The organism is Nostoc sp. CMAA1605, assembly GCF_021596505.1.
Lineage (GTDB): Bacteria > Cyanobacteriota > Cyanobacteriia > Cyanobacteriales > Nostocaceae > Trichormus.
Genome location: NZ_PJIZ01000016.1, coordinates 45152 through 71234 on the forward strand (window position 1 = coordinate 45152; position 26083 = coordinate 71234).

Consider the following 26083-nt stretch of genomic DNA (forward strand, 5'->3'; position numbering starts at 1 on the left):
GATTCCTATATCTGAATTTGTTGAGCAAATAAACTTTGTAAGCGATGTAATTGGGGGCCGATTTGGTAGAGTAAGTCACCTTTTCCTAATAGATAAGCGGCGGATGTTTCTGTACCTCCCAGAACAATTTTCGAGTCGCCTTCACTAGCAGTTCTCAAGGCGACTCTTCCAGGTAAATTGGAACGGATAATGGGGGTGACAATACCTGCTTCGGGACGTTGGGTGGCGATAATAAGATGAATTCCCGCCGCTCTTGCCATTGCGCCTAAACGTTTAATACTTTGTTCTAAGGTTTTACGGATTTCTTTTTCCGCCATGAAATCGGCGTATTCATCAAAAATGCAAACTATGCGCGGTAAGGGTTGATGAGAACGCTGATTATAGGTAGTTAAATCAGCACAGCCAGCTTTTTCAAACTGCTGATAACGAGATTCCATTTCTAAGACTAATTCTTCCATAAGTTCGGTAGCGCGATCGCTATCTTTCACAACTGGCGAATGTAACCAAGCCATGCGTTCAAACTCTGGAAAGGTGACTCGCTTGGGGTCAACTAGGGCAACTTTGAGATTTTGCGGGGTATGACGATATAGTAAGCTGAGGAGGAGCGATCGCAAAAACTCACTTTTACCGCTACCAGTCGTCCCCCCAATTAAAAAGTGACAAGAATTAGGATCAGATAAATCAGCCTCTAGCAATTTTCCCTCTAGACTTACACCAATAGCAATTTTCATTGGTGCAGTCGGACTTAAATTTTGTTTTTGAATATAATCTGTAAAATTAGCAACCTGTCTATCTGAACGTGGTAAATCAATACTGACATACCCAGCCTGTGGCGCAATTAATGGTTTATCTGCTAATCCTAATTGCACCTGTAAATCATTTGAAAGTCTCAGCAGTGCGCTAACTTTTACCCCTAAATTGGGTTTTAATTTTACCCTAATAAAAGCAGGCCCCACAGCCGCACCTAAATATTCCACACCAACATTAAAAGATTGCAGCGTATTTACCAAAGCCTGTCCCATGTCATCAGCATTGGTTGTTGGTTCCGCAATTTTGGTATCAACAGATTCTTTCTCCCCCTTTTTTAAGGGGGGTTGGGGGGGATCAAATATCGCATCACCAAAAAAAGTCCCGCACTTTTGCTTTTGGGGACAAATTTCACACAGATGAGGCTGAGTTGTGCGTGGTGGTGGGTTAGGATGGGGTGATTCCCAAGTTAACCATTGCTGCATTTGTAGCAACTTGTGGGGAATTAGCTGATTTACCGTATTTTCTAGCTGTTCCCAAGAATAACGATATTCTTTAAATTCAGGTAATACACAGTAAACTGCTGAATCAACAGGGACTTTTTTGTGATGATGCAGCATATAACTATAAAGTGAAACCTGAGCTAATTGTGCAGCAGGATCTACAGGTTGATAGGTTTTAAATTCCACTACACATAGACGATTTATTTCAAAGTTAAAAACTAAACAATCAAATTCACCTCTAACTAATTGCTTTGTGCCATCAGGTAAAGTAAAGTAATTTTCAATATTACGTTCTGTAGATAAGAAAGTATTACTAATCAATTTATCTGCACTACAATAGCGTCTATTGATGACTAATAGCTCAACAAAGCGTTTAATCAATCCTTGTAATCCATTCCATACCTGTAAAAGTGTCTTACCCTGTTCACCATCTTTTTGTATAGCTTGTTGTAGATAGGGAAAAAACTCTAGCTGATAGAACAGTTGTTGAACTGCACTAGTAATTGATTCTATATTTAGCTGTGCTGCGGCTGGTTTGAATAAATCTGTAAATTGCGGCTCAATCAAAGCTAATTTAATAAATTTATCTGCTAATTGATGAAAAGGGTTGCCAATACCAATTGCTGTATCTGGTGGTAGAAATATAGCCTTATCACCAAACTTATGGTTTAAATAAAATAGCCGAGGACATTCAAAAGCAATGCGGACTTTAGTCACGCTTAAAGATGGGTTTTCCATATCTTCTGTTAACTGCTTTGAAAAGTTATTAATTATAAAAATTTGACTGACAGCACCAGGATTAGATATTTCCAACAAGCGACGATGAACAGCCGCTAAATAAACCGTATCCATCGCTGCGTATTTTAGCTGCTTTTGGCTGAGGGGACGTTTCCCCCAATCACTCGCTTGTTCTGTTGCATCTACATCAGAAAAATGACAAAGTTCTGCGGCTAAAGTTTTTAATTTTAAATTTGTTGTTTGCAGGCGTTTATGTGTTATTTTCCTAGCTAATTCGTAAGTACAGGTTATATTATTAGCCAGCTTTTTTCCTAAATACTTTAAATCAAAACCAGCATTGTGAAACACTTTTTGGATGTTGGGTTGCACCATGATTTGGTTAATAAAATATTCCACCAAATCATGTTTATTCAGTACATCTAGAATGTAAGCTGATGCACCTGTTCTGTCTGTAGGTTCAGCTAATACCTGAATCAGCGATAGTTGAGGATTAGATGTATAACAATGAGCAATTTCTGTGTCTAGCCACAGTGTTTTAGCCGTCGCTAGTTGGGATATAACATCTATTATTTCCGTTGCTTCTTTCAGGTAGTGCATTGATTAAGGTCACATAATACAAACAGACTATTTTGCAATCAGACAGATTAATTTATCTTGAAACTTAGCTTTTGGATTAATAATTTCTACTCTCTTCTCCTGGCATAACATATCAATTAGTAGCTGAACATCATTTTCTTTGACACTAGGAAACTGATCAACTGCATTTTTAATTAAAGTAGGTACACCCATAAAGTTTTGAGTTTTCACCAAATTTAATAGAAAATCCTTAACTGGTCGTAAATCCTGTGTTTTTCTCTTTTCATTATTTTGATAATCTTGTTGTTTATCAACAATGCCTAAATCTTGCAGTAAAATACATTTATTTAAAATCTTTAATGACCGCATTAATGATTGTAAATATTGTAAATTCACAACTTTGCCTTGAATTACTAATTCCTGAGAAAGTGCAGAGTTTACTAAGCTATGATATGTAGCTAGATAGTGAACAGAAGTTAGTGACGGTTTTATATGAATATGGTTAGTTCCAGTAAATATTTGTTGATATATTTGATTTCCTACTAGTCTTGCTTGACCAACACTACCTAAACGAATCAGATATAAAGTGTGACAATTATTCTGCTGAATAGCCCTTTGACAAGCACTCATGACATGAAAAAAACCGTTCATGTTTGCATCTTCTGTCCAAACTATTCCTATTTTGTTCTTTTGAGGAAGTTTCTGATATATTAAAGAGTAACTTGCAAATCTACCAGTTAAAAGTCTTGATTTAAGTTGCTGTTCCTGTAACATCTCTACAGCTTCTTGCAACATCCGAATTAAATCTGATGAGCCTATTAAATTTATTTTTTTAATTTTTTCCTGATTTTTTTTGTACTCTCTTTCCCATAAAATTTGCAATTCTGCCTTAATTAGTTCTTCGGAATTATCTTTTTTCTGTTTAGTTTTATCCTCTGAACCTGAGTCTCCATAACGTTGTTCTGCACCATCATTATTAGCCGTAGTATCCGATTGATTGTTATTGCGAATATCGTCCTTATATTTTTTATACTCTATCATTCCTAAGTTAATTACATTTCTAGGGTATGTTCTTTTACCTGGAAAACTATTTTCTAGAAGCTGTTTAGACAAAGGAAAGATTGGTGATTCAGGTGACTTAGAAGCTTGTTGATGTAGGTCACTAAGAAGATAAGCCCAAATGGCTTCTGCTTGCTCCAAATTTATAGCTTTCAGCTTGATAGTTTTGTGAATACCTGCTTTATCTGCTTGTTGAATACGGCTTTGATGAATATTTAATGTATTAGTAATGATACTAATAATCACTAAAAAATTCTTTAAAGACTCTCCATGAATTGTGGTATTTACATCAAAGAATGGTTGGATATCTAAAAAGGTATCAGACAATTTAGGCATAGTATCTAAATTATCAAAACATAATACAATAGGCTTAGTCTCCTTAGAAATTCTACCAAAATTAGCTAAAATATTTTTAGCTTCGTCCTCTGTTTCAATACATTGTTTAACCCTAAGTGATTGCATAGACTCTTCACTTAAAGAATCACCACGCAACCACTCGCACGCTAATGTGTAAAGTTCAGGATTAGTCAAATCGTGTAATAGTCCGAAAAAGATATCAGGATTGTATATGCGCGCTGTTTTATAAGTATCCTTGAGATGTTTGATGAATTTTTGTCTATCATTTAGTAGAAATTCCCAAATATTATCATTAAAAATTCTTTGTTTGAGACTACGTTTAGTAAACGCGGACAAACTTTTGAGCCACAATATTAATTGAGATTCTTTCTGTTCATCTGGAATTTGAATCAGACTATCAACTGTATAGCGTAAAATATGCCGCCAGATATTATTGCTGTCAGCCCAATCACATAGTATGTAGACAAAAAATGCTTGAGAATTGAGAGTACGTTTAAGACGACCTAACAAATGGCTTTTACCAGAACCTGGATCACCAACAATCATGACTGAACGACTGCGATGATCTGTCACTACTAAATCAAGAAATTCTTGAACATCATTAATTACTTCTTGGTGTATGGAATCAACATTTAGAGATGCTTTTTGTGGTTCCTCCCAAAAGTTCATCGGTTTTGAGTTGATTCTATTAAAAGGATTAACTTCACGAATGATAACATCATCAATATTTGACATAATTAACCTTGCTCAATGAATGGGATTGCGGTTATACAGAAGGCTCGTTTCTAATTGACAGCAATGAAAAACAATGAACCACCAATATTTTGAGGTATTCCGGCATCTATTTGTTCTGGTGTGTAAATGCTAGCTTCTTGTAAAGTGCTAAAATCAATTTTGTCTTGAGCTTGTAATCGGTATAGAGCCTGATCTAATTCATCTCGTGACAAAGGTGGTTGCAATTTTTGGCGCAGATGAAAGATTGGTAAATAATTTTGTGTACCCAATTCTTTGTCTAATTTATCAATAGTTTGTAAAATTTCCTCATCAGTGATATTGATAATCGTTTCAACTGATGACTCAACACTGGGAGTAGACAAAATAGATTCTGTTTCTGGCTTAACACGCAAAGTCTTGCGTAAAAATCGGAGATAGTTTCCTAGCAGTTCTTGACTGATAACGGGATTAGAACTTTTGTTGGGTGTGTAGTCATCCCGCAAACATTCAACTCCTCTTTCAGTTAGCCACACCTCAGCTTTTGACTTTTTGAGTTGTAATTCAGTTTCAATCAATCCCCGTTCACTGAGGGTTTTTAATATCGCGTCTCGTTCAGCAGCTTTGACGGAGGTAATTTTGCTGGGTGCGATTTTACCAGCACTACTGATTTTCTCCAGCACCTTCCGTTCTTTGTCGGTGATGGGTAACTGTCCTGCTGGGAGTTTCAGCAAGGCTTGACCAGCAGATAAAATTTTAACTGTGGCAATCTCACGGGAATAGTCTACCAGTTCGCGATCGCCCAATGCTCGACAAATTTTATTTTTCTCAGTTTTGAAACTATTAAAAGTATTTGTACTCAGTCCAGCACGATAGTTGGGACATCCCAATAGCTTTAAGAGAAACTTTAATTCATTTGTGTCCATACTGGTAATTTAGAGCATCTACAACCTAACTACTCTAGCCCAATAAGCAATAATTTACACACTCTCTTATATAGTAGCTCTAATTGTTACCAGTGGTGAGTTAATATCGAGCGATCGCAAATTTATTCCCAGAGAAATACACAATTACTTCTGTGGTTTCTTCCCTAACTTCAACTTCATTACTTTTCCGACTGTTCTCGGAACGCCATAAAGCTTACTAAATACCAAATTCCATAAATAGCCGTATTTCGGGAAATGCTTCACTAGCAATACATCAGAAATTACATGAAATCTCGGTGGTTTTAAAGCAGGGTCTTTATCTATATACCTAATTTGTTCTGGTTTTGGCATCCAGTGACCGATAATCGCATCTTTTTCAAATAAATTCGCTTGCACAAATAAACCAGATAATCTATCAAATCCGCTTGATGGTATCCAAGTCACTGCACCTAAAACCTTGGTGGCTTGGGAAAGTTCCGGTAATGCTTGCTGAATTATATCGTTACGCCAAACAATATTATTAAAGTTCTCAAAATGATAGCCATTATTATCAGTCCTATTAATAAAAGGCCAGAATAAATAACGCCAATCAAAGTTTTTATCTAAAGGTGCAATGGGAACTTCTAATAAACCTTGAAAGTTACCCTGATTATAAGGATAGGGGTTTTCCGGTGTTTTTTTGCAAATTTCTAATTGGTCAACATCAGGAATTTCTTCCCAAGCTTGTTTAATCCGCGCTTCATCTTTCATATCAATATTGAGTTTTTGCAATCTCAAAACCCAACTTTCAGGAAATCTTTGAAAGTATTTATCTACTGCTGTACAAACTTGCGGATGTACATAATCATCATCATCTAAGGCTAAAATATATTTGCCTTGAGCATTAAGTAAACCCACAAACCTCTGTGGCATTTCTCCTTTATAGGGACTAACTATAGCTGTGACTCTAGGATCATCAATTGCTTTTATTTTTATGTTTGGCGGATAAACTAAAACAAACTGCACAGAACCTTCTATTTTCAGCAGATTTTCTAACCAGTAATCAGAAAATTTCCCCAATGTTGGTGTAATTATCGAGAGTAAAGGTTGATTATTCATAGTTTTTTTAGCAAAATACTCAATAAAAATTCCTGGCTTAAATCTATTTATAGGAATCCGATTTGATTTAGAGAAAAATCTTAGTATATGTAGGGTGTGTTAGGCGTAAACCGTAACGCACCGAATACCTCAGTGGTAGGTGCGTTACGCTGTCGCTAACACACCCTACTTATCTACGTATCTGTTCAAAAATCAAGTAGGAATACTATATAATATGTAGCTTGTAGCTGATTTTGATTACCGCTATTTTTTACATAGATAAAAATATTTATACACTTGTCAATCGGTCAGTATATCAAGAGTATCTAGATTTTGCCTACAGCAATCTTAACGTGAAAATGATGAGTAGTGTTAGCGGTAGCGCGGCGATTAGCCGGTGCTGTTAGCGGTAGCGCGGCGGTTAGCTGGTGATGAGTGGTGAGGTTTGCTGATGAGTCAATAGCTCATTTGAATATTGGGATAATTTGCCGCTATATTTTACAAGTAAAGTATAAAAGTTATAAAAAATACTAACCCAACTAAGGCTCGTCTATGCGTATTCTCATGCTTTCATCGACTTTTCCTTATCCGCCAAGTCGTGGTGGTACGGAAATTAGAACTTTTAATTTACTGAAATACCTCCAACAAAACCATGATGTAACGCTGGTAACTCAGTACAACAAGAGTGTGTCTGATGTGGAAGTAGAAGAGTTACGCAAGTATGTGAGTGAATTACTGATTTTTCCCTTACCGCCAGATCCCCAATCTAAAAATCCTGTGGCTGGGTTGTTGGCGAAAACGGGACGCTTCCTAGAATCAGTCACTAAGGCGACACCACCGAATGTTCTCCATCGCTATTCACCGGAAATTCAGGCTTTTGTCGATAATTGTGTGCGTGAACAAAAATATGATGTGATTACCTGTGAACACAGTGTCAATGAAATTTATATCCGTCCTGAATTTCGCTATCAAGTAAATACAGTGATTGATGTGCATAGTTCAGTGTACGGTTGGATTCGGGATCATTTAGAAATGGGCGCAGCTGCTAATGCTTTGCGCGATCGCCTCTATCTTACCTTGGTTTTGAAACGTTACGAGCAGCGATACTGTAGCAAATTTTCTAATATTGTCGTCACCACGGAAGATGACCGCCAAGAATTCCTCAAACTGCGTCCTGACATCGATATTCAAGTAATTCCCAACGGTGTAGATTTAGACTTATTTCCTTACCGTCACCAAGATCCAGGGGGACACAGTTTAATCTTTGTCGGCGCGATGGATGCTTCCCACAACATCGACGCAGCTAGATTTTTTGCGTTCGCTGTCTTCCCAGAACTGCAAAACCGTTATCCTGACGCAACTTTTAGTATTGTAGGTGCTAGACCCACACCAGAGGTTTTAAGTCTAGAAAAAATTCCTGGTGTCAAGGTCTTAGGACGCGTCCCTGTGATGGCAGATTATCTACATAAATCTACTGTATGTGTTGTGCCATTACGCACAGGTTTCGGCATTAAAAATAAAACTTTGGAAGCTATGGCCGCAGGTGTACCCACAGTAGCAAGCGATCGCGGTTTAGAAGGACTCGATGTCGATGGTGAAAGTATACCATTAGCAGCATTGAGAGCCAATCACCCCGCAGAATACGTTGACGCGATTAGTGAATTATTTGATCATCCATCACTCAGGGCAGAACTATCTCATAACGGTAGACAATTAGTCGAAACACAATTTACCTGGGAAATCGCCGGACAACGTTATGAGCAAGTTTGTTTAGGGAATGGCAAAAAACATTACCAATGAAAATGAGAATATACTATTTAAAAAAATAATCAGATAGCGTTCGTAGTAAGGACTTTAGTCCTTTATTGTTCGCGGATCGTCTCGCAGGGACTTCCAGATAAAAAAATATCCAAACTGTAGGGTGCGTCAGTATGAATAATCTCTTGGTATAGTTACGTTTTCTCGCACTGACGCACCCTACTAAGCTGTTTATTTGGGATGATTTATTTTTTGGTGTTTCCGAAGAGAGGACTAAAGTCCTTACTACAAACCTTTAATTATTTACCCTGTTCTCATTGGTAGCTGGAAACTTTGGTAATGCTTGTTACTTCATTATTAGTTAGACGGTGTGCATATAATTGGCATATTACACCTAACTTATGTAATGCTCCTTGCACTTGAGAAAATAATATGAAAATCAGCAGCTATAAAAATTTATTTGTATTAGCATTCTTCAGCTTGAGTTGCATCCAAGCTGCTGATGCTATCACTCCGGTAAATTCCCCATCTCAACTATCTCAAGAAGTCGCTACATTGCGAAAACAGGGATCGAAAGGCTTACAAAGATTTCTGAAGACTCATGCTAACCAACTCAATGATCCTCAAGTGAGGACAGCGTTAGATGCACTTTGTCAACAACGAGACTGTTACGCCTCTCGCTTATATTGGTATACAGATTTAGCACAGGCTAAAGCAGCAGCTCAAGCTAGTGGTAAACCGATTTTATCTCTGCGGTTGTTGGGTAAACTCGACCAAGATTTAAGCTGTGCGAATAGTCGCTTTTTTAGAGTCGCACTTTACCCCAATGCAGAAATATCCAAAATTCTGCAAGACCGTTTTATTCTCCACTGGGAATCAGTGCGTCCTGCGCCTAAAGTCACAATTGATTTTGGCGATGGTCGCAAGTTAGAACGGACAATTACAGGTAATAGTATTCACTACATTTTAGATAGTTCTGGTCGTCCAATTGATGCTATTCCTGGATTGTATGGCCCGAAAGCTTTTTTCAAACAACTCCAACAAGCTGAAATTGCAGCTAGGGAGTATAGCAGACTTGCGAGTGCAAACCGTAATGGTTTTTTACAAAAATACCATAGCGATCGCCTGCAAGCGATTGAAACTCAATGGCGAGCTGATTTATCCAAGTTAGGGATACAATCTCCCCCTAGACGTACAGCTTCAGTTAATCCGAGTCAGCCAGCTACAGCAGAAATTGCTGCACCAATAGCAGTATCTAAAATGGCGGTAGAACGTCCATTACTTAGAAGTATTCAACCTAGCAGCGATCGCGATAATCTAGTCAGAATTACCAACGAAGATGCTTGGAATAGAATTGCTCAACTTTATAATGTTGAGGCGCAATTAGATGATAATAGTGTTGCTTTAATCAAAGCTAAAACTAAACAGAATAATTTATCCAGATTGGTACAGAATTTTGAAGCAGCAATGGCTGTAGATACAGTCAGAAACGAATATATGCTGCACAGTCAAATACATCAATGGTTTGTAGAAGGTAATCAGACTGATAATGTGGCGTTACTTAATGAAAAAGTCTACGCACAATTATTTCTCACTCCCAGTTCTGATCCTTGGTTGGGACTTGCTCCCAATGACGCATACAGCGCAATAGATAATGACGGTTTACGTTAATTAAGCTAATAAACCCAACTTCTTGCCATTATCCTTGGCAAGACGAATCAACTTTTGTCTTTCTTTGGACTCTACACCAATTCGATTACAGAAATTAGTGATCGCTTGCGAATGTAAAGCGATCGCTTTACCACGCAATTGATTAAATTGTACCTTGCCCATCAAGTTGCGAATTAAGACTACTAAAGGTGCAAACATTGTTAATTCCTCACAGCTACTAGATTTTCTTAAATTCTTTGGTATATGTGCGGTCGTTATTAGCTGACACCGCAAGCGATCAAGATGATTGCAGTCATAAATAAAGTGGCGATCGCTCCTTGGAGTGCATAGCGGCTTTGCTGTTCCTGATTAGGGTAAGCCGCATAGTACATTTCAGGTTCGGTGGGGTAGTTATTGAGTTGACCGTTTTCGTTAATGGTGGTGTACATCTCGTTTTCCTTAGCTTGTTAACTTATGTAAATAAATATAACAATATTGTTACAAAACATCAAGAGGGCTTGACATATAAAACTTGATACTATCTATAAAATCTACTTATATAAAAAACCCCGATTTCTAGAAAAAATCGGGGTACGGCTGTTAAGTCTTTAATTTAAAATCCAAAATCCAAAATTCTAAGATGCTTCCGATTGCAGCTTTTCCAGTGTCGCCAAAACTTCCGCACTGTGAACAGATGGATTAACCTTAACAAAAGTGGCGCGGAGAGTGCCTTGTGGGTCGATGATAAAACTGTGACGCATAGATAAATAACCCAACCAAGAACCATAAGCCTTACTCACAGCACCGGTAGTATCAGCCAAAAGCGGGAATTTTAACCCCTCAGAATCACAAAACTCAGCGTGGGAATCTATATCGTCAGCACTAACACCGACAATCTCAACATTTTTCGCCACATATTTGGGTAAATCCTGCTGGAAACGACGGGCTTCAATGGTGCAACCAGATGTAAAATCTTTGGGATAAAAATACAGAACTACCCACTTACCACGCAAATCAGATAACCCTAATTGGCCATCTCCTGTATTAGTTGGCAAAGTAAACTCCGGTGCAGGTTGATTAATTGCAGGTAGTTTCCCCCCCAGTGCATAAGTAACAGGCGCGAAATTTAACCAACTGATCACCGTAAAACAGCAAACCAAAAATATATTCAAAAAATTGCGTCGGGAAATCATAAATGCAGATAAGAATGACAACTTTACATAAGTTTACATTCTTGCTCAAGAATAGAGGTATATAAAATGCTTCTTACTTTTAGTTTTTTAGAGACGCGATTGTTCGCGTCCTCAATCAGTTTCAGCTTTCAGCGTCATTGCTGGCTGGCGGCTTGTCTATACTTTCAATGTATTGACTGTCTAAAAGAAAAGCTCCCTTAGCAAAGCGAATACCCCAATAGCCGCCGGGGCGACGGTCAAGAACTATACCCTCTTCACCTATATGAACAACATCAGGGGGACGCAGCATGGGCATGGGGTCGGCGGTTTTGACATAAGGGGGTAATGCTACGACTCGGACTTTACTACCAATGATAAATTCTTCAGACATACAAAAAGAGCTAGGAGTTTTAATCCACTCATAGCTCATTACTTTCAACTTTACTAGAGGTGTGACGGAAGATTTTGTGATGTTGGGAATTAGGTAATGGGAAAGGGGAGGGAACATTTCCCCTTTCCCGTTCTTCTGCAAGAAGTCTGTTATACCAATTCGCAATTCGCAATTCGCAATTCAGAAAGTCAGATACCATCTGAGTTTCAGGCTTTGCATCTGTTGCCTAATTTTGAAGAATTGGTGTTAATTGGGAGTTATGACAAATATTTTTTGGACTTCAGCTAAAGGTAAATGCCAAAGCAGTTCGGGTTGCCAGGTATCGGGGTCAAATTTGGACTGACAGCCACGTTGGTAAGCTCGCCATAGTCTATCCCAGCTAAATTGTTGACGATAGTTGAGATTGCGGTGAATGACGCGTAATAGTCCTAGTCCTAACAACATATTGGCTAGTTGTAACTTAGCTCCCAACAGAAATGCTTGTACTTCCGCTTCATTAATGGGGTCTGTACCGTAGCCTGTAAGGACATGAACGCCGTCATGAAGTTGTTTGCGTCGGGGGCCAGTGGTGAAGGGTGGGATTTGATGAGTGTCGAGAAAATCAGCCCAACTTCTGCCAAAAGTATCTGGAGGGAGCGATCGCAATTGTTCTATATTGACAATTGCTGGGACATCTTTCCCTGCGGTGGCGGTGACGCGATCAATTAAATCTAAAAATTTTTGTAGATTGGGCGTAGGATTGGAGTTATCAGCAAGAGGTTGCATCATATATTTTTTAATTAAGTCTTTTAGTAGTGCTGAGTGCTGAGTTTTGAGTGCTGTTAGCGGTAGCGCGGCGTTTAGCCGGTGTTTAGTAATCAATTCTTTAATTTTGAATTTTGAATTGATTGGAGTGCTGTTAGCGGTAGCGAGGCGTTCAGTTGGTGCAATTAATCATACTTTTTACTTAGCACTCATTACTCAGCACTCATTACTCAGCACTCATTACTCTTTTGGTCAGATGGGTAATTTCCCATCTTGACTAAGTGTTAATGGTGATTAATTGTGTTTGTAGCGATAAATAGTACGAGATATATTATTTTCGCGACGGTTCAATTGTCTACGCTCCCTAACTGTTAAGCCTCTGCCACTACGAATGTAACGTCTTCTAGTAGCATCAACTGCGGCCTCTCGACGTTGTAAATTCCGCAGTTCGGTTGGAGTAATAGAACCGTTTCTGACACCGTTATAAATACGTTGTTCTTGATTCACTTCACGACGATAAACTTCGCCAGCAGAAGCAATTGTTGGTAAAAGAATAACACTAGCATATACAGCAGCAGCAATTAAGCGTTTCATGTCAATATCCTGGTTAAATGAGAGATGATGTTTTGATACAAAATTAATTACTATTTTGTTGACGACGTTGTTGCCAACGCTCACGACGACTAGCTTTGAGTTCTTGGAGTTTGGTGCGTTGTTCTGGGGTTAAAACGGCTTCAATTTGTTTTTTAGACTCTTCTCTAATCGCTCTGAGTCTGGCTTTTTGGTCATCTGTCAAATTTAATTCCGCCATTTTCTTTCCGCGACGCGCTCCTGCTTCGGGACGTTCACCAGCTTGGCCTTGCGCTCGGCGTGCTTGTCTTTCTTGGCGTGCTGCTTCTAGCTTGGCTTTTTGCTCTGGGGTGAAGACTGCTTCCATTTGGGTACGAGCATTTTCGCGAATTTGTCTAATTTTGGTTTGTTGCTCTTGTGTGAGTCCTAAAGCTTCCCAAGGGCCTTTTTTGTCGGCTTGAGCAATTTGAAATGCAGAGGTAGGAGTATTTTGAGCTTGGACAACGAAGGGGGTTGCAGTTGTGGTTAAAGTGAGAGCGATCGCACCAGCTAACAGAGATAATGATTTAAGTTGCATTGATAACCTCATGTGATTTTTCTTTGGCATGCGACCATCTTATGAACTCAGATCAGCTATTCACATGAGGATAAAGTCACGAATCAACCCATGACTTTAGTCATAGTTTAACTATGATTAAGGTGACTGGTGATACTCGTATAAATCGGGTATATGTGATGAGAGCAGGCTATTAATTTTTTATTTTGATTATGAGCCGTCCTATTCAAATTAATAATCATCCTTTTCGCTTTTTACTGTATTTGGAATGGATATTACTAGCACTTTCCGTTCTTATACTAGTTCTGCCCTATTCCTCACCGCGAGCTGCTAGTAGATTCCCTGAGTTAGCCGTTTTGAATCTGATTATTTTCGGCTTGATGGGTCTGAGACTACCTACTAGTAATAATGTCGTTAAAATTATTTATACAGCCTGTGGATTGAGTTTAATTTTTATCACTAGTTTATTCGGCGGTAGACCTGATCGCCCATTTCCATTCCTCTATATGATTTTAGTAATTCGTAGCTGTTTAATGTTCCAATTACCTGGAAGATTATCAGTTACATTTGTCTCATTTTCCTTATTTTTAATTACTTTAATATATCGTATACCCCACGCTTCCCGACGTAATCCTTTTGTACCACCAGCAGCACCTGAGAGGGTAATATTTTTTACGTTGAGTTTGGCTTTATTGTCTGGCTTAAGTTTAGTATTTGTCTTAATGTTAATGAATACCGTATTGTCAGAACGCCAAAGTCGAGAAGATTTAGCGATCGCTAATGAAAAACTCCGGCAATATGCTCTCCGAATTGAAAATCAAGCTACCCTAGAAGAACGCAATCGCATCGCCAGGGAAATTCATGATTCTTTGGGTCATTCTTTAACGGCTTTAAATCTACAATTAGAGACGGCTTTAAAACTTTATCAAGCCAATCCTGATAAGGCCTATAGTTTTTTATCTAGGGCGAAAGAGTTGGGTTCTAAAGCTTTACAGGATGTGCGACAGTCGGTTTCTACGATGCGATCGCAGCCATTACAAGATAAAAATTTAGCAGAGGCAATTAATAATTTAGCTGAAGATTTTCAAAAGACAAGTAATATTATTCTCAATTGTCAGATTAATATTGAATATGCTTTTGCTAGTGAATTGAATACTGCGATTTACCGAATTATTCAAGAATCATTAACGAATATTTCTAAACACGCCAACGCCACAGAAGTCAATATCAATGCCGCTATCCATCGGGGTAGTTTATATATTACGATTCAGGATAATGGTAGGGGTTTTGATTTAGAACAAAATACTACAGGATTTGGCTTGCAAAGTATGCGCGATCGTGCCTTATCTTTAGGTGGTCAATTTACGATTAACAGTGCCTTTGGTTGTGGTTGTCAAATTACCGTTGAGATTCCGTTAACTAGGTTAATTAAATGATTAAAGTATTATTAGTTGATGACCAAAGTTTAATTCGTCAAGGCTTAAGAGCTTTATTAGAATTAGAACCTGATTTAGAAATTATCGGAGAAGCAGAAAACGGGGAAATCGCCTTGAATTTAATTGCTCAATTAGAACCTGATGTGGTATTGATGGATATGAGAATGCCCATTATGGATGGAGTTGCAGCCACTAAGGAAATTCAAAAGCGTTTTCAGGGAGTGAAAGTTTTAGTGCTGACAACTTTTGATGATGAGGAATATGTCAAAGCTGCCTTACAATATGGGGCAATGGGTTATTTGCTCAAAGATACACCTTCAGAAGAATTAGCTGTGGCTGTGCGTGCCGTGCAGAAGGGATATACTCAGTTAGGCCCAGGAATTGTCAAAAAACTGTTGACAGAATTCCAACCACCTGCGCCAAGTCAAACACCAACTATTCCGCCCAGTTTAGCAGAACTCACACCCAGAGAAAAAGAAGTTTTGCTGTTAATTGCTACAGGTGCAAATAACCGCGAAATAGCTCAACAGCTTTATATTTCTGAAGGCACAGTTAAAAATCATGTAACTAATATTTTAAATCGCTTGCACTTGCGCGATCGCACTCAAGCCGCTATTATCGCCAACACCTATTTATCTTATCTCAACAATTCCATTTAAACTGGCAATACTAAAATTATTCTTGTCTTAATGCTGCCATAACTTGTGGTGTAATATCTCTGCCACCATTGAGGTTAGTAAATAAACATTGAATCGTGTAAATTATCCCCCAAGGTATACCCCACCAACCTAAAAAGAATGAAATCAAGTTAAACTTCAAACCTTTCATAAAAGTATTTTCGCCTGATTTCACTAAATAGATTTCTGAACTGCGTTTAAATGTTAAGATCACTATAGAAATACAATAGAGGAAGACAACAAATTTAGCACCATGCGCTAATTCTTGATTTAACTCTTCTACTGTCATGTTATCTATGCCGATAATTTTAGACATTCATCCTCCATAAATTTAAGTGAATAATTTCAAACATTCCTGTCGCAATACGCCTTTAGTCACTGTGATATTACTAAATGACTTAGCAATCACCTCTTCACAAGAAATATTAATTTGTGACTGATTAATAGCAATTAAATCTGCAATTGAAACACCATAGATAATTTCTGATATACCACTCCAAACACAGGCGGCTGCACACATAGGACAGGGTTCACCAGTGGTGTATATGCTATAACCTTCTAAGGAAAAGTTCTTGATTTGATTCCCTAAACGGCGAATCACATTAATTTCTGCATGAGCAGAAGGATCGCAATCTCTAGCAACAGTATTGTGTGCTACTGCTACTACTTGATTATCTTTAACCATTACCGCGCCATAAGGTGCATCCCCCTTTTTGGCTTCTGCAATTGCTACACTCATAAAATATTCTTGGTTCATCTTAGCTTGGCAATTCAGGCGAATAATCAGTAAAAATACCATATTCCCAGACTGGTAATGAAATATGTTACTGACTAGAAAACAAACAGAATTTTACTTAACAGACTTAGAAACGCCTATCGGTAAAGCTGTTAATTTAGCGATCGCGGCTTTAGTTTTAATCTCATCAGGAATTTTTGTCGCTCAGACATATAATCTACCTGGAGATATCCGCTTACAGTTAGATGTTGTAGATAAGATTATCTTGATAATTTTTGCTGTAGAGTATATTCTGCGTTTGTGGAGTGCAGAAAATAAAATTAATTACATTTTTAGTTTCTACGCAATTATTGATTTATTGGCGATTTTACCGTTCTTTATTGGTTTAGTAGATATTAGTTTTATTCGTTTATTACGCTGGTTTAGAATTTTGCGTTTAATTAGATTTATAGATAAACAATTTTTATTTAGCAATCTCAGCACAGCAGACAGTATAATTTCCATTCGCATATTATTTACATTATTTGCGATTATTTTTGTCTATTCCGGCTTAATTTATCAGGTAGAACATCCCGTCAACCCCCAAGTTTACGGAACTTTTTTAGATGCTTTTTACTTCTCCGTCGTCACTATGACTACTGTCGGATTTGGTGATGTTACGCCAATTTCAGAACTAGGAAGATTATTGACAGTGTTGATGATTTTGACGGGAGTTACTTTAATTCCTTGGCAAGTGGGAGATTTAATTAAAGGTTTGGTAAAAACTGCTAATCAAGTGCAAACAAGTTGTTTGGGTTGTGGTTTAGCATTTCATGATAAAGATGCAGATTTTTGTAAAAGATGTGGAGCTAAATTGCCTTAATTGGGGACTGGGGATTGGGGACTGGGGACTGGGAAGATGGGGAAGTGTGGGGAGTGTGGGGAGAGAGGGGAAAGATTTCTTCCCTATCCTCCCACACTTCCTGCTTGCCCAATGCCCTATGCCCTTATACGGATTGAGTAGCTTTTGTTTAAGAGGGCGATAAGACAAATATCACTCATCAGAGGGAAGTCTTAGCTACTCCAAGAATCACACTAGTAAGAAAGAACAATTGTTTTGTCTAAGTTTTTAGAGAAAGCAAAGATGCTTTGGGAGTACGGAAAAATGGTAAAACAATCTAACCCAGCTATTCACGAAGAACCACGTTATCAACCAGCACCGATAATTCCTCTAAAACAGGAGGAATCTTTAATTGATTGGTTACAAAATAGTGGTCGATTAATTTCTTCCTCAACTATTGATTATTCTTACCAAGAGGAAGGAGATGAAGAAGATTACGTGGAAGAACTTGTAGATAGCTTTGACTTTGAGGCGGAAGAAGTCGAAGATTTAGAAGAAGATTAGGCATCTGACCGAGTAGTGAGTGCTGAATAACGTAGGTGGTGGACAACAACAACTAGCGATCGCCCATGTTTTAATAAGACTTGTAGGGCTATAGGGTAAGACTGACTTATTATTCCCAATGCCCAATGCCCCATGCCCCATTCCCTTTTTTATTAAAACCGTTTATGTCTAACTACTTTCGCGCCAATGTTGAGGCGATGGCTAGCTATGTTCCTGGTGAACAGCCGCCACGGGGTACACAAATTATTAAACTCAACAGTAACGAAAACCCCTATCCCCCGTCGCCGAAAGCATTAGCAGCACTTAAAAATATTGATGGGGAATGGTTGCGGCGTTATCCAGAACCCTTTGGCGGACAATTTCGTCAAGCTGTTAGCCAAGTTTTAGGTGTTCCTAGTGATTGGGTAATTGTGGGTAATGGTAGCGATGAAGTTTTAAGTATTTTGATTCGCGCCTGTGCTGAACCTGGACGCAAAGTAGTTTATCCTATGCCGACCTATGTGTTATATCGCACCTTAACTGAGATGCAAGCGGCGGATATTCTAGAGATTCCCTATGCAGAAGACTACACTTTACCCATTGCTGAATTAATCGCCGCCGATGGGGCTGTAACATTTATTGCATCACCCAACAGTCCCTCTGGTCACGTTGTACCGAAAGCAGACTTGCGAAAACTAGCAAGTAATTTGTCTGGGGTGTTAGTAATTGATGAAGCCTACGCAGATTTTGCTAATGAGAATGCTTTAGATGTGGTGCAAGAATTTGACAACGTGATGGTGATTAGAACCCTATCGAAAGGTTATTCTTTAGCGGGGTTACGCTTAGGTTTTGGCATAGCTAACCCCCAACTATTGGCGGGATTATTCAAGGTCAAAGATAGCTATAACATTGATGCGATCGCCTGTACAGTTGGAACAGCAGCCATAATTGACCAAGCCTATAAAAACGAGTGTATCGCCAAAATCACAGCCTCACGCCACAAGTTAGCCCAAGACTTAAAGCAATTAAGTTTTCGCGTCTGGAATTCTCAAACCAACTTTTTACTAGTCCAACCGCCGCAAAACAACGCCGAATACATCTATCAACAACTCAAAGAGCAAAACATCCTAATTCGTTATTTCAAACAACCAGGCTTAGATGATAAATTACGCATCACCGTTGGTACTGATGAACAAAATCAAGTATTAGTAGAGGCAATTAAGGGATTGGCGACTGGGGACTAGGGATTGGGGACTGGGGACTGGGTGACAAGGGAGATGAGGAGCAGGGGGAGCAGGGGGAGCAGGGGGAGCAGGGGGAGAAAAATACAATGCCCAATGCCCAATGCCCAATGCCCCATGCCCGATGCCCAATATTAACCAATAACAACCCTAAACCCACAAATCCTTAATCCCCCGTCTGACTCATTCCAACTGCGGCTAGCACTGCGGCAGAGTTCTGCACCAAAGTTCCACGAACCACCGCGCAAAACTCGCCGATAGATATCGCCGCCTTCTTCCCACACACTCCCGTCTGTGGGTGCGCCTTGATAGTTGTTGTGCCAAGGATCAGCGCACCATTCCCACACTAGCCCGTGCATATCGTATAATCCAAAGGCGTTGGCTACCCGAAAACTACCGACATCCGTTGTTTCTTTGCGGGGGCGGTTTTTGGCTTCTTTGTCGGTGTTGTCGCTACTGCTGTAGTTAACTAAGTCAGGGGTGATAGTTTCGCCAAAGTGAAAGGATGTAGTAGTTCCGGCGCGACAGGCGTATTCCCATTCCGCCTCACTGGGTAAACGGTATTCTCGGCCAGTTTTTTGGGATAATCTGGCACAAAATTCTACTGCTTCGTGCCAAGAGACGTTTTCCACTGGTCGATGATAACCCCTAAATTTAGAAGGATAGGGGTTTAGGGGTTGATTGATTTTGGGTAAAGCTGCGACAGCCCGCCATTGGGCTTGGGTGATGGGATACTTACCCATGAAAAAAGGTGCGATCGCGACTTGATGTTGTGGGCGTTCGTCAGCGTCGCCTTCAAAGTTAGGCGAACCCATCCTAAATTCACCCCCAGGAATTTCTACCATTTCTAGGGTGATATCTTTGCTGATTTCTTCAACAAAAAATTGGGTAGTATGGCGATCGCGATTTACTACACGTCCCCCAGTATCTACCGTCACTACCTCAAATTCACAATTTTGTAAGGATGGTAGTGGCAGTTGAGTTTTTTGTAAACTGGGCTGTAATGGTACTAATGTCGGTTGGTTGACTAAGAATATTTGCGTTTCAATCTCAGGGATAGTGGTATTTTTTAAATCCTCTAACGCTTCCTTGGCTGATTGATATCTCTCACTAGGTAAATGTTGAATTAATTTATCTAAAACTTTACTTAAATTATCACTAACAAAAATACCTTTCTTTTCTAAATAATCTCGCCATAGCCACTTAGCATTCATCGGGTCATAAAGACCATCATCGATATTGCCATAAAGATTTTGTATCGGCAAACATTGCGTTAATAGGCGTACACAAGTCACACCCAAAGCATATAAATCACTACCAGGACAAGCAAAACCTGCCATTTGTTCTGTCGGGGCATAACCAAGGGTATAAATTACAGTTGCTTGTCGAGCTACACTAGTTTGTGTAACTTGTTTAGCACCACCAAAATCTATTAATACTAGCTTGTCATCACCATCACGACGAATAATATTTTCTGGCTTAATATCCCGATGTATAACATTACAAGAATGAATAAAATCTAAAACAGGCAATAAATCAAATAAAACCTGACGAATTTGTGCCTCGTTAAAAGGACTTTTGAACAACTCTTGTAACAAAGTTAACCCAGGAATAAATTCCTGCACTAAATATAAGCTTGAACCTTGTTCAAAGTAAGCCAATAATCTAGGAATTTGGTTATGATTTTCCCCTAGTTCATATAGCCTGAAAGCCTCATCCTTAAAGAATTCGGCGGCTTTAGTTCGTTGTCCCGTTCCGCGAATTTGGGGGAAGAATTGCTTAATCACACAAGGCGCGTTCAGCCTGTCTACATCTTCAGCCGCGTAAGTTTTACTAAATCCACCTTCACCTAATAGCCGCAACACACGATAACGGTTTCTCAGCAATTGGCCAAAACTGCTTTGCCCGCAAGTCATGCAAAATTTATTGCCATCAGGGTTGAATGGATTTGAGCAATTGGGATTTTGGCAAATTTGCATAATGAGGAGAGGGTAGCATCTTGTCCAAAGTTAGCCCCAATATTATGAAATTGGAAACTGATATTGAAACAAATAAGATTCTTCAGGTACTTGATATCTATACTGTGAGTAAAAGATACATACCAAGTAGATTTATTTGTTACTTTTAACTGACTACTATTTAGTTTAGCAATCATATTCTCACGAATAAACTAATAATATAATTCAGCTATTTAACTTGTCAAGAGGATTTTTTAGCATTGATATTTAAGCAATATTTTCAGATATATGTGCTTAATTTTTCAGGACAAAAAATAAAATTCTTGATTATTTTAACTTTTGGAATTATGTTTAATGAATAGATAAATTTGATACAAATTAAATATAAATTCCCAAATATTTAAGTATCATATTTATTCGGCAGACCATTATATCTGATGCACTGATCAGTAAATGATCAGTTTGTTGTGAGCCTAGCGCAATCAGTAATTCTTCTATAGGGTAAATCTTGTGCAGGTGCAATTCACCAATACTCCATGAGTAATGTACGCATAAAAAGGAGTTGCACAGCAAGATATAGAGTTAACCCAGACAAGAGGATCTAGGTTATGTCACCTACCCCAAACCTTCCTAACAGCAACACTTCCAAGAACACCGCCATCATACTAGCTGCATTGCTGAACATTGGAATACAGAACGCAGCGACAGCATCAGTTAAACCACCCACTTCCGCAAACGAGACGGTAAATCAACCGATATTGCAACAGCCTAATTTCATAGCTCAACAAAGACTAGTGAATTCAGTCGGAGGTTGCAGTGTGATTATACCGAAGGAAGTGACAACCAATGAAGTTGACAGACTATTAGCTTACAGCCCCACTACCCGCACTTCCTACTTAGTGACCTTCAAAGATTTTCCCATCGCAGGTCAATTAAACCTTGTGGAAAAGAGACAAATGTTAGCGATCGCACTCAAAGAGGGTTTAGGACTTAGCGGTGTCATAGTCAGAAGCACCGACTATGAAATTGACGGACACCCTGGTTTAGATATTTTGATGAGACACGGTGACGGGACAAGGGGACAGTATCGCGCCTTTGTAGTTAATCAAAGAGTTTTCTTCTTAGGTGCTGTAACTACAGATCAATTTACCCAAGAGTCCAGCGATTTTTTTGCATCCTTCCGCATTCATCCTGACACCATCCGTTCCACATCTGAGATTTATTAACTCCAGCAATTGTTAAGAAATAATTCGCGGATAGTATTCCATAATCAGTCATCTCTGCGGCTGAAACTCTTGTTATTTCTAGATAATCAAGGTTTTAGTTGGCTTTGTCAATGCTGCTTTTAATATACGGTTTAACCAAATTGAACCGTATATACATCACACCCCTATTAATACCTTTGTAGAGATGTTGTTATGCAATGTCTCTCGAACCTAGTAGCCACAGTGAATTAAGTTTATGAATATCAAAGTGCATTCAACCCCCACAGCATCTTCCGATAATCTCCAGCAGCAATTAAGGTACAAACAATTCTTATTGCTAGGTGAAAAATATCCAGGTATGAGATTAGTACCTACTCAAGAAATTGATGCTGTCCTGCACACACAAATGAATAATACACATAGCCAAACACTATTCAACACCTTCATACAACACATTCCAGAATTTGGCATGGGAGGAGCAGAAGAATATTTAGAATGGCAATTAATTTTCGCCCAAACAAAAGCACTATTTGAGCAAACCTTTGGCAAAGGTTCTATGGGTGATTCTCCTCCAGCCTGCTGTGAAATTCTGATTCGCTCACTTTGATACTTTTGCTTCATTTTATTGAGTACATATCGTTGAGTTTGGCAGTTGGGTTGTACTTAATATTTTCTGCATCTTAGGAGATTAGTAAAATGCTGACTAAATTACGCAACGCTTTAGCCTGTACTACTTTGGTATTGTCAACAATACCACTTACTAGCCAACAAGCTAGCGCAATAGATATCCGTGACTTCTCCATTTATAACAGCAATGAATTGACAATTGTTGGGCTTTATGTGTCTTCTCAATATTCTCAATATTGGGGGAGTAATATTCTTAATTATGCCTTATTAAAGGGTGAATCAACAAGAGTCAATTTTCATGACGATAGCGACCAATGCGTTTATGATGTTAAAGCTGTCTACAGTAATGGGACTTATGATTTTGGTCGGTATAATCTCTGTACAACTTACTTCATGAATTATTATGGATATGGAGGAGACTACACACCAAGACAATAGATATTTAATTCTGAATGAAGCCAACATCAAACATAATAAACCCAAGTCATTTTCAGACTTGGGTTTATTATGTAATAAATATACAGCCTATACAAGTTCAGTAATATTTTAAGGACAATCCAAAATCAGAACCACATAAAAAACTAATATTTTTTAGTAATTCTGAATTTTGAATTGCTATTATGTATCTGCATCTAATGTCCGTAGCCAATTTTGCGTCTCATCAATTTCCTTAGACATCCCCAATTTTTCAAAATTATCTAAAGCTTTACTTGACCATTCCTTAGCGTCTAACAACTGACCTTTAGCGATGGACAAAGCAGATAATGAACGTTGACAAAATGCTGTACGAATTTTATCTTGATTGGCTTCAGCTACGCGCAGTCCTTCTTTAAGCAGTCGTTCAGCCTCATCTAATTTTTCTTGTCTGATAGCAATTTCCGCTAACCAATTTTGAGTACAAAAAATGGCACGTATCCATTGAATTTTTTGTGCTAATTCTAGGGTTTGGTGAAAAGTGATTTTAGCTTGTTCGTATTGTCTAGTTTTAAAGAGAATTTCCCCTTGATAATACTGAAGTTGTACTAATTGCCGCGATCGCTCTTCTTCCCCTAACTCCGTTTGTTCTAGTAATTCCCTGGCTTGATTAAGCCATGTCTGCGCTACATCAAAATTTTGCTGTTGAATTCGCAACACAGCGATATTTCTCGCCAAGCATAGCCTAAACACAGGGGTTTGATGGTGACGTAATTCCCACGCCTTGCTATATAACTCATCGGCTTCTGCTAAATGTTCCAGCCTGCCCAAAGATGTGAGAGTAACGGCGCGATCGCTCATCACTTTAGCTGTTACAGGCCAGTCTCCCCGTTGTTCTGAGGCGGGAATTAACCAAGTCGTCCACATCAGGCGATCGCCCCAATATCGCAGGCGGCTTTCTTTTCTACCCATCGCATGGGTGTAAGCTTCCAGATTTTGCCAAAACTGCCACATTTGAGCATATCGACCCTGAACCATACACCACTCAATCACAACTTGTAAATTTTGCCACTCCTCTTCTAAACCATCAAACTGTCCTTGCCAACTTTGAGCATCCTGTCCAGCGTAAGTTGCCGAAAAATTTAAATACCAATGAATCGACCTCTCTCTTACCTCCCATTCAAAATCAGGATATGCTTGGAGTTCAGCTAAAGCATACTCACGGGTCAGTGGTAGCATACTATAGCGATTATTCTCTTGCCTGACTAACGACAAACTCCTTAATCGCGCTAAGTCTGCATTAATTGCACAGATGTTCACATCTGGAACTGCAACTTGCACCAAGGCATCTTGTAAAGCTGGCATAGGAAATAGTGCCAGTGCCATCAGTAACTTATGTGCTGCTTTTCCTGTCAGTGGCTTAACGGAATTTTCAAAACAAAAACGCGCAACATCTCCTCTCAAATCCGATATTTTTCCTAACACTTCTTGAATAGGATAGCCATTAGCTAATTGACCAATAGAATAATTAATTGCTACTGGAATTCCTCCAGTAGATTTACATAGAGTTTGACTGTCTTTTTCACTCAAAGAAACACCCTTTTCTTGTGCCTCATACTGAATTAAACGCAGTGCATCTGATTCTGGCATTGATGTTAAACGCACCGGCACAAATACAATTTGTTCACGGGTAGTAATCACCGCTTTCACTGTTGGTGGTAATTCATGCAAAAATGCTAATACATCCTGTTGATTTTCCACCGTTTCTAAATTATCCACAATGAGCAATGTTCGCTGATGAGATAACGCCTCCTTAATTAAATCTAATTGCTCTTCAAAACTCACCCCTGTAATATCTAACTCATCTACTTGGCGCGCAATCTGCCGAAAAATATCTTGCAAAGTCCTCTTAGGAGCTAAACTTTGCAATAAACCTGAATGAATCAGATAATATTCTTTAGCTGACGTAAAAATAATAGTGTCAAATGTAGGCATCCCCAAAAAAGATTCTTGTCTTTCACTAGCTTGTAAACAGCGATAAGCCGCTTCTAAAACTAGAGTTGTTTTCCCTACACCACCAATACCATCCACACTAATTAAATGGGCGGGATGCTCATATGACAGTAATTCTAAAAGGCGAATAATTTCTTCCTCTCTACCGACAAATGTAGAGCAACTTCGAGCAGGTAAATTGTAACGCACTTTTTTATTAGTAATAGGTGGTTCATAAGGAGAACTAACAACCTCTAACGGCGCGTTAGATAATCTTTGTAATGTTGCAGTTACTGTATTAATCCGAATTCTCTGCCCTGTAGCTGCTGATAACAAGTTCCATAATTTAGGGCAAAATATGCGCTGCACAGTGCCTTCAGTATATCCCGTGTACTGAATCTCCCTGAGCCGCTTTCCCTGCAAAACTTGTTCTAAGATAGACCTCTGAACATCATTTAAAGGTTCATCAGTGTGAGATAAAACTAAATTGTTTGCCACTTCTATCAGTGTTGATATTTGTTCTTCATTCATATGTTTAACATCAATAATTACTTGTAGTGAGCTTAACTTAAATTCTTCTATAAAATGAACTTTTGAATAAACTGAAATTCAAGTTGAATATCTTGAAGTTCAATTATTAAAATTTAAGTAAAAAACCAGAATCCATCTTCACAAAAGATTTAAAATCTGGTATTTTTGAATAAAAATATAGTTAATCTCGTTACTGTTCAAGAGTGCTAAATTGCAATTGCTGTTAGCAGTAGCACGGCTTTTAGCCAATTTTGAGTGAACCCCCATAGCTAAATTTAGAAGAGTGAAATTAGAACACATTTTTCTAATTTTATTTTTCACTCAGCACCGGCTAACCGCCGCGCTACCGCTAACAGCACTCACCACTC

General features: G+C 38.8%; 29 protein-coding genes. 13 read left to right on the forward strand and 16 right to left on the reverse strand.

Going from position 1 to position 26083, the window contains the following annotated elements; genetic code table 11:
• Nucleotides 1-5 precede the first annotated feature (5 nt).
• The 4 genes from CV014_RS08430 to CV014_RS08445 form a co-directional block, all read right to left on the reverse strand.
• Nucleotides 6-2585: a DNA translocase FtsK gene (locus tag CV014_RS08430; RefSeq protein ID WP_236141632.1), complete on the reverse strand. Its 2580-nt coding sequence runs from the start codon at nucleotides 2583-2585 to the stop codon at nucleotides 6-8.
• 27 nt (nucleotides 2586-2612) lie between these two features.
• On the reverse strand, nucleotides 2613-4715 hold the full coding sequence (locus CV014_RS08435; protein WP_236141633.1) for an ATP-binding protein: 2103 nt from the start codon (nucleotides 4713-4715) through the stop codon (nucleotides 2613-2615).
• Nucleotides 4716-4765: 50 nt separating this feature from the next.
• Nucleotides 4766-5617, reverse strand: coding sequence for a transcription factor RcaD (locus CV014_RS08440; RefSeq protein ID WP_236141634.1), 852 nt, complete (start codon nucleotides 5615-5617; stop codon nucleotides 4766-4768).
• Nucleotides 5618-5761: 144 nt separating this feature from the next.
• Nucleotides 5762-6715, reverse strand: coding sequence for a glycosyltransferase family A protein (locus CV014_RS08445; RefSeq protein WP_236141635.1), 954 nt, complete (start codon nucleotides 6713-6715; stop codon nucleotides 5762-5764).
• Between the two features lie 531 nt (nucleotides 6716-7246).
• On the opposite strand from CV014_RS08445, the gene CV014_RS08450 reads away from it, so the two are divergent.
• Both CV014_RS08450 and CV014_RS08455 read left to right on the forward strand, forming a co-directional pair.
• The gene (locus CV014_RS08450) at nucleotides 7247-8494 is read left to right on the forward strand and encodes a glycosyltransferase family 4 protein (protein ID WP_236141636.1); all 1248 of its coding nucleotides are present in this window, start codon (nucleotides 7247-7249) and stop codon (nucleotides 8492-8494) included.
• Nucleotides 8495-8884: 390 nt separating this feature from the next.
• Nucleotides 8885-10123 (forward strand): hypothetical protein, encoded by a 1239-nt coding sequence (locus tag CV014_RS08455; RefSeq protein ID WP_236141637.1) that lies wholly within the window; start codon nucleotides 8885-8887, stop codon nucleotides 10121-10123.
• Here CV014_RS08455 and pgr5 read toward each other — a convergent pair whose 3' ends face one another.
• The 5 genes from pgr5 to CV014_RS08480 form a co-directional block, all read right to left on the reverse strand.
• Nucleotides 10124-10321, reverse strand: a complete 198-nt coding sequence (pgr5, locus tag CV014_RS08460) for a cyclic electron transport protein PGR5 (RefSeq protein ID WP_103138790.1) — start codon at nucleotides 10319-10321, stop codon at nucleotides 10124-10126.
• Nucleotides 10322-10380: 59 nt separating this feature from the next.
• Entirely contained in the window at nucleotides 10381-10551 is a 171-nt protein-coding gene (gene psb34 / locus CV014_RS08465; RefSeq protein WP_236141638.1) for a photosystem II assembly protein Psb34, read from the reverse strand.
• Between the two features lie 186 nt (nucleotides 10552-10737).
• Nucleotides 10738-11295 carry a peroxiredoxin gene (locus tag CV014_RS08470; RefSeq protein WP_236141639.1) on the reverse strand — a complete coding sequence of 186 codons (558 nt, stop codon included), beginning with the start codon at nucleotides 11293-11295 and terminating at the stop codon, nucleotides 10738-10740.
• A 121-nt stretch (nucleotides 11296-11416) separates the two neighbouring features.
• Nucleotides 11417-11665: a regulatory protein SipA gene (gene sipA / locus CV014_RS08475; protein ID WP_236141660.1), complete on the reverse strand. Its 249-nt coding sequence runs from the start codon at nucleotides 11663-11665 to the stop codon at nucleotides 11417-11419.
• Between the two features lie 246 nt (nucleotides 11666-11911).
• Entirely contained in the window at nucleotides 11912-12526 is a 615-nt protein-coding gene (locus CV014_RS08480) for a Coq4 family protein (RefSeq protein ID WP_236141640.1), read from the reverse strand.
• A 10-nt stretch (nucleotides 12527-12536) separates the two neighbouring features.
• Between CV014_RS08480 and CV014_RS08485 the strand changes: the two genes are divergently transcribed.
• Complete coding sequence (locus tag CV014_RS08485) at nucleotides 12537-12686, forward strand: hypothetical protein (RefSeq protein WP_236141641.1); 150 nt, start codon at nucleotides 12537-12539, stop codon at nucleotides 12684-12686.
• Between the two features lie 17 nt (nucleotides 12687-12703).
• On the opposite strand, the gene CV014_RS08490 is transcribed toward CV014_RS08485, so the two are convergent.
• Both CV014_RS08490 and CV014_RS08495 read right to left on the reverse strand, forming a co-directional pair.
• On the reverse strand, nucleotides 12704-13003 hold the full coding sequence (locus tag CV014_RS08490; RefSeq protein WP_236141642.1) for a hypothetical protein: 300 nt from the start codon (nucleotides 13001-13003) through the stop codon (nucleotides 12704-12706).
• A gap of 43 nt (nucleotides 13004-13046) precedes the next feature.
• Nucleotides 13047-13556 carry a Spy/CpxP family protein refolding chaperone gene (locus tag CV014_RS08495; RefSeq protein ID WP_236141643.1) on the reverse strand — a complete coding sequence of 170 codons (510 nt, stop codon included), beginning with the start codon at nucleotides 13554-13556 and terminating at the stop codon, nucleotides 13047-13049.
• Nucleotides 13557-13747: 191 nt separating this feature from the next.
• Here CV014_RS08495 and CV014_RS08500 point away from each other — a divergent pair, with 191 nt between their 5' ends.
• Complete coding sequence (locus tag CV014_RS08500; protein ID WP_236141644.1) at nucleotides 13748-14971, forward strand: sensor histidine kinase; 1224 nt, start codon at nucleotides 13748-13750, stop codon at nucleotides 14969-14971.
• A complete protein-coding gene (locus tag CV014_RS08505; RefSeq protein ID WP_236141645.1) occupies nucleotides 14968-15630 on the forward strand; it encodes a response regulator in 663 nt (220 codons plus the stop codon). Before CV014_RS08500 ends, CV014_RS08505 begins: the two co-directional genes overlap by 4 nt.
• Before the next feature lie 16 nt (nucleotides 15631-15646).
• On the opposite strand, the gene CV014_RS08510 is transcribed toward CV014_RS08505, so the two are convergent.
• A complete protein-coding gene (locus CV014_RS08510; RefSeq protein ID WP_236141646.1) occupies nucleotides 15647-15964 on the reverse strand; it encodes a hypothetical protein in 318 nt (105 codons plus the stop codon).
• Nucleotides 15965-15979: 15 nt separating this feature from the next.
• Nucleotides 15980-16405 (reverse strand): nucleoside deaminase, encoded by a 426-nt coding sequence (locus CV014_RS08515; RefSeq protein WP_236141661.1) that lies wholly within the window; start codon nucleotides 16403-16405, stop codon nucleotides 15980-15982.
• A gap of 64 nt (nucleotides 16406-16469) precedes the next feature.
• On the opposite strand from CV014_RS08515, the gene CV014_RS08520 reads away from it, so the two are divergent.
• The 3 genes from CV014_RS08520 to CV014_RS08525 all read left to right on the forward strand — a co-directional run bounded on the left by CV014_RS08520 (nucleotide 16470) and on the right by CV014_RS08525 (nucleotide 17768).
• Entirely contained in the window at nucleotides 16470-17246 is a 777-nt protein-coding gene (locus CV014_RS08520) for an ion transporter (RefSeq protein WP_236141647.1), read from the forward strand.
• Nucleotides 17247-17260: 14 nt separating this feature from the next.
• A complete protein-coding gene (locus tag CV014_RS29930; RefSeq protein WP_268964557.1) occupies nucleotides 17261-17383 on the forward strand; it encodes a hypothetical protein in 123 nt (40 codons plus the stop codon).
• Between the two features lie 145 nt (nucleotides 17384-17528).
• Nucleotides 17529-17768, forward strand: a complete 240-nt coding sequence (locus CV014_RS08525; protein WP_236141648.1) for a DUF3134 domain-containing protein — start codon at nucleotides 17529-17531, stop codon at nucleotides 17766-17768.
• Here CV014_RS08525 and CV014_RS08530 read toward each other — a convergent pair.
• Nucleotides 17765-17902 (reverse strand): hypothetical protein, encoded by a 138-nt coding sequence (locus tag CV014_RS08530; protein WP_236141649.1) that lies wholly within the window; start codon nucleotides 17900-17902, stop codon nucleotides 17765-17767. The genes CV014_RS08525 and CV014_RS08530 overlap by 4 nt on opposite strands.
• A 30-nt stretch (nucleotides 17903-17932) precedes the next feature.
• Here CV014_RS08530 and hisC point away from each other — a divergent pair, with 30 nt between their 5' ends.
• Together hisC and CV014_RS29935 are read left to right on the forward strand one after the other, a co-directional pair.
• Nucleotides 17933-18991: a histidinol-phosphate transaminase gene (gene hisC, locus CV014_RS08535; protein WP_236141650.1), complete on the forward strand. Its 1059-nt coding sequence runs from the start codon at nucleotides 17933-17935 to the stop codon at nucleotides 18989-18991.
• 3 nt (nucleotides 18992-18994) lie between these two features.
• Complete coding sequence (locus tag CV014_RS29935; RefSeq protein ID WP_268964559.1) at nucleotides 18995-19126, forward strand: hypothetical protein; 132 nt, start codon at nucleotides 18995-18997, stop codon at nucleotides 19124-19126.
• On the opposite strand, the gene CV014_RS08540 is transcribed toward CV014_RS29935, so the two are convergent.
• Nucleotides 19123-20967 carry a bifunctional serine/threonine-protein kinase/formylglycine-generating enzyme family protein gene (locus tag CV014_RS08540; RefSeq protein WP_236141651.1) on the reverse strand — a complete coding sequence of 615 codons (1845 nt, stop codon included), beginning with the start codon at nucleotides 20965-20967 and terminating at the stop codon, nucleotides 19123-19125. The genes CV014_RS29935 and CV014_RS08540 overlap by 4 nt on opposite strands.
• Before the next feature lie 587 nt (nucleotides 20968-21554).
• On the opposite strand from CV014_RS08540, the gene CV014_RS08545 reads away from it, so the two are divergent.
• The 3 genes from CV014_RS08545 to CV014_RS08555 all read left to right on the forward strand — a co-directional run bounded on the left by CV014_RS08545 (nucleotide 21555) and on the right by CV014_RS08555 (nucleotide 23216).
• Nucleotides 21555-22172 (forward strand): hypothetical protein, encoded by a 618-nt coding sequence (locus tag CV014_RS08545; RefSeq protein ID WP_236141652.1) that lies wholly within the window; start codon nucleotides 21555-21557, stop codon nucleotides 22170-22172.
• 235 nt (nucleotides 22173-22407) lie between these two features.
• Nucleotides 22408-22758, forward strand: coding sequence for a hypothetical protein (locus CV014_RS08550; RefSeq protein WP_236141653.1), 351 nt, complete (start codon nucleotides 22408-22410; stop codon nucleotides 22756-22758).
• A gap of 89 nt (nucleotides 22759-22847) precedes the next feature.
• Nucleotides 22848-23216, forward strand: a complete 369-nt coding sequence (locus tag CV014_RS08555) for a hypothetical protein (protein ID WP_236141654.1) — start codon at nucleotides 22848-22850, stop codon at nucleotides 23214-23216.
• 180 nt (nucleotides 23217-23396) lie between these two features.
• On the opposite strand, the gene CV014_RS08560 is transcribed toward CV014_RS08555, so the two are convergent.
• Nucleotides 23397-25715 carry a tetratricopeptide repeat protein gene (locus tag CV014_RS08560; RefSeq protein ID WP_236141655.1) on the reverse strand — a complete coding sequence of 773 codons (2319 nt, stop codon included), beginning with the start codon at nucleotides 25713-25715 and terminating at the stop codon, nucleotides 23397-23399.
• Nucleotides 25716-26083 lie beyond the last annotated feature (368 nt).

Excerpts from the sequence above, each read along its gene's own strand:
- pgr5 (WP_103138790.1), bottom strand. The coding sequence starts at position 10,321 with ATGTTTGCACCTTTAGTAGTCTTAATTCGCAACTTGATGGGCAAGGTA.
- CV014_RS08470 (WP_236141639.1), bottom strand. The coding sequence starts at position 11,295 with ATGATTTCCCGACGCAATTTTTTGAATATATTTTTGGTTTGCTGTTTT.
- CV014_RS08450 (WP_236141636.1), top strand. The coding sequence starts at position 7,247 with ATGCGTATTCTCATGCTTTCATCGACTTTTCCTTATCCGCCAAGTCGT.
- psb34 (WP_236141638.1), bottom strand. The coding sequence starts at position 10,551 with ATGTACACCACCATTAACGAAAACGGTCAACTCAATAACTACCCCACC.
- CV014_RS08525 (WP_236141648.1), top strand. The coding sequence starts at position 17,529 with ATGGTAAAACAATCTAACCCAGCTATTCACGAAGAACCACGTTATCAA.
- CV014_RS08490 (WP_236141642.1), bottom strand. The coding sequence starts at position 13,003 with ATGAAACGCTTAATTGCTGCTGCTGTATATGCTAGTGTTATTCTTTTA.
- CV014_RS08555 (WP_236141654.1), top strand. The coding sequence starts at position 22,848 with ATGCTGACTAAATTACGCAACGCTTTAGCCTGTACTACTTTGGTATTG.
- CV014_RS08510 (WP_236141646.1), bottom strand. The coding sequence starts at position 15,964 with ATGTCTAAAATTATCGGCATAGATAACATGACAGTAGAAGAGTTAAAT.
- CV014_RS08455 (WP_236141637.1), top strand. The coding sequence starts at position 8,885 with ATGAAAATCAGCAGCTATAAAAATTTATTTGTATTAGCATTCTTCAGC.
- CV014_RS08440 (WP_236141634.1), bottom strand. The coding sequence starts at position 5,617 with ATGGACACAAATGAATTAAAGTTTCTCTTAAAGCTATTGGGATGTCCC.
- CV014_RS08540 (WP_236141651.1), bottom strand. The coding sequence starts at position 20,967 with ATGCAAATTTGCCAAAATCCCAATTGCTCAAATCCATTCAACCCTGAT.
- CV014_RS08560 (WP_236141655.1), bottom strand. The coding sequence starts at position 25,715 with ATGAATGAAGAACAAATATCAACACTGATAGAAGTGGCAAACAATTTA.
- CV014_RS08505 (WP_236141645.1), top strand. The coding sequence starts at position 14,968 with ATGATTAAAGTATTATTAGTTGATGACCAAAGTTTAATTCGTCAAGGC.
- CV014_RS08435 (WP_236141633.1), bottom strand. The coding sequence starts at position 4,715 with ATGTCAAATATTGATGATGTTATCATTCGTGAAGTTAATCCTTTTAAT.
- CV014_RS08500 (WP_236141644.1), top strand. The coding sequence starts at position 13,748 with ATGAGCCGTCCTATTCAAATTAATAATCATCCTTTTCGCTTTTTACTG.
- sipA (WP_236141660.1), bottom strand. The coding sequence starts at position 11,665 with ATGTCTGAAGAATTTATCATTGGTAGTAAAGTCCGAGTCGTAGCATTA.
- CV014_RS08515 (WP_236141661.1), bottom strand. The coding sequence starts at position 16,405 with ATGAACCAAGAATATTTTATGAGTGTAGCAATTGCAGAAGCCAAAAAG.
- CV014_RS08550 (WP_236141653.1), top strand. The coding sequence starts at position 22,408 with ATGAATATCAAAGTGCATTCAACCCCCACAGCATCTTCCGATAATCTC.
- CV014_RS08545 (WP_236141652.1), top strand. The coding sequence starts at position 21,555 with ATGTCACCTACCCCAAACCTTCCTAACAGCAACACTTCCAAGAACACC.
- CV014_RS08430 (WP_236141632.1), bottom strand. The coding sequence starts at position 2,585 with ATGCACTACCTGAAAGAAGCAACGGAAATAATAGATGTTATATCCCAA.
- CV014_RS08520 (WP_236141647.1), top strand. The coding sequence starts at position 16,470 with ATGTTACTGACTAGAAAACAAACAGAATTTTACTTAACAGACTTAGAA.
- CV014_RS08530 (WP_236141649.1), bottom strand. The coding sequence starts at position 17,902 with ATGGGGCATTGGGCATTGGGAATAATAAGTCAGTCTTACCCTATAGCC.
- CV014_RS08445 (WP_236141635.1), bottom strand. The coding sequence starts at position 6,715 with ATGAATAATCAACCTTTACTCTCGATAATTACACCAACATTGGGGAAA.
- hisC (WP_236141650.1), top strand. The coding sequence starts at position 17,933 with ATGTCTAACTACTTTCGCGCCAATGTTGAGGCGATGGCTAGCTATGTT.
- CV014_RS08495 (WP_236141643.1), bottom strand. The coding sequence starts at position 13,556 with ATGCAACTTAAATCATTATCTCTGTTAGCTGGTGCGATCGCTCTCACT.